The sequence below is a fragment of the Salinicola sp. genome (assembly GCF_982684285.1).
Genome location: NZ_CEXLVS010000385.1, coordinates 1 through 2,389, shown reverse-complemented (window position 1 = coordinate 2,389; position 2,389 = coordinate 1). Strand labels below are relative to the sequence as shown.

Genomic DNA, 2,389 nt, shown 5'->3' with positions numbered 1-2,389 from the left:
GTGCCCTTCGTCGTGCGCTGTGTCGTTCGCAGATAATCGCCGGCGAAGACCGGCAGCGAGCGCGCCTCGGCGAAGCCCAGCCAGCGTTTGCCGCGCCCGCCCAGCCAGGAGACCCGTTCGAGGCGCGCGGCGAGCTTGCCCACATGGCGCATCCAGGGCGCGTAGCGCGGCAGCTCGGAGACCAGCTTGTCGCGCCAGCTCAGACCCTGTTCCTTGGCCCGCGCAGCCCGCGCCTCGATCTTGAACTTGGCCATGTCGACGCCGGTCGGGCAGTCGCGCTTGCAGCCCTTGCAGGAGACGCAGAGGTCAAGCGTCTCGGCCACCTCGTCGCTGGCCAGCCCCCGATCGCCGATCTGGCCCGCCAGCACCAGCCGCAGCGTATTGGCACGCCCCCGCGTCAGATGTCGCTCGTCGCGGCTGATCCGGTAGCTGGGGCACATGGTACCGGCATCGAACTTGCGGCAGTGGCCGTTGTTGTTGCACATCTCCACCGCCTTGGCGAGGCCGTGGGCCGGGTCGCCGCCGCTACCCGGTGCGCCCAGGTCGCCGCTCAGCGGATCGCGGGTCACGTCCCAGGCCGACCAGTCGAGCTCGGTGGCCACCGTAATGATCTGGTGATCGGCGGGAAAGCGAAACAGTCGCGCGTCATCCATCTTCGGCGTGTCGACGATCTTGTTGGGGTTGAAGCGGTTGTCCGGATCGAACAGCCGCTTGATCTCGCCGAAGGCGGCATTGAGCCCGGCGCCGAACTGCCACGCCACCCATTCGCCACGGCAGATGCCGTCGCCGTGTTCTCCCGAGTAGGCCCCCTTGTAGCGGCGGACCAGTTCGGAGGCCTCCTCGGCAATCGCGCGCATCTTGGCGGCACCGCCGCGACGCATGTCGAGAATCGGCCGCACGTGCAGCGTGCCGACGCTGGCATGGGCGTACCAGGTGCCCTCGGTGCCGTGGCGATGGAAGACTTCGGTCAACTGCTCGGTGTATTCGGCCAGGTGCTCCAGCGGCACCGCGCAATCCTCGATGAAGGAGACGGGTTTACCGTCGCCTTTCATGCTCATCATGATGTTGAGCCCGGCCTTGCGCACGTTCCACAGCGCCGACTGCTCCGCGCCGGCGGTCAACCCGACCACGCTGCCCGGCAGCCCCAGATCGCCCATCAGCGTCTCGAGCGCCTTCAACTGGCGCAGCTGCGAATCGAGATCCTCGCCGGCGAACTCCACCAGCAGCAGCGCATCCGGACGCCCGATCAGAGACTTCTCCACCGTGGGCCGAAACGCCGGATTCTCCAGCGCCAGTTCGATCATGGTGCGATCGACCAGCTCCACCGCGGCGGGGCCCAGCTCGACGATGTACTGGGTCATGTCCATCGCCTGGTAGAAGGTCGGGAAGTTGACCACGCCGAGCACCTTGTGTACCGGCAGCGGCGACAGCTTAAGGGTCAGCTTTCGCGTGAACGCCAGCGTCCCCTCCGAGCCAATCAGCAGGTGGGCGAAATTGGCCCGGCCTTCGGCGTCGTAGGGAATCGGATTGCGGCAGTCGAACAGGTCCAGGTTGTAGCCGCCGACCCGGCGCAGCACCTGCGGATAGTGCTCGCGAATCGCCGCCGCCTCGCGCTGGATAATGGCCGACACCGAACCGGCCAGCCCCGCCAGCGCCGAGCCGGGCGCGATCTCGTCGAAACGGCCGAACACCGCCTCTCGTCCGTCCGCCAGCGTCGCCTCGAGTCCCAGCACGTTGTGGACCATATTGCCGTAGCGGATCGAGCGCGAGCCGCAGGAGTTGTTGCCGGCCATGCCGCCGAGCGTGCACTGGGCCGAGGTGGAGACGTCCACCGGAAACCACAGCCCATGGGGCTTGAGCCAGGCGTTGAGATGGTCGAGCACCACGCCGGGCTCGACCGTGACGGTGCGGGCCTCGAGGTCGAGGTCGCCGATGCCGGTCAGCCAGCGGCTGGTGTCGATCACCAGCGCCTCGTTGACGGTCTGCCCGCACTGGCTGGTGCCGCCGCCTCGCGGCAGCACCGGTGCGCCGAACTCGCGGGCGATATCCAGCGCCAGGGAGAGATCCTGCTGGTCCCTCGGCACCACGACGCCCAGCGGCATGATCTGATAGATCGAGGCGTCGGTGGCGTAGCGCCCGCGCGATCCGGCGTCGAACGCCACTTCGCCTTTCATTTCACCCTGCAGCCGACGCTCGAATTCGCTCATGGCGGCTTGTCGGGGCCGTCTTGCGACCGGACTTTTCGGCATCACGCTCATGGCGATCTCCTGTCAGGCGCGAACGGCACCGGTCTGTGATGGGCTCGTCGACGCAGCCGCCGCCAGCTTGCGGGCCGCCGGCGTGCCGGGCGCCGGATTGTCGGCGAAGAAGTCCAGCGCGGCCTGCACGC

Annotated in this window: 1 protein-coding gene; it reads right to left on the bottom strand. The window is 67.9% G+C overall.

The features are described from left to right. Positions 1 to 2,207: FAD-binding and (Fe-S)-binding domain-containing protein (locus AC3AYF_RS20165; protein WP_487780283.1), on the bottom strand; the 2,207-nt coding region annotated here is incomplete at its 3' end. Positions 2,208 to 2,389: the final 182 nt, after the last annotated feature.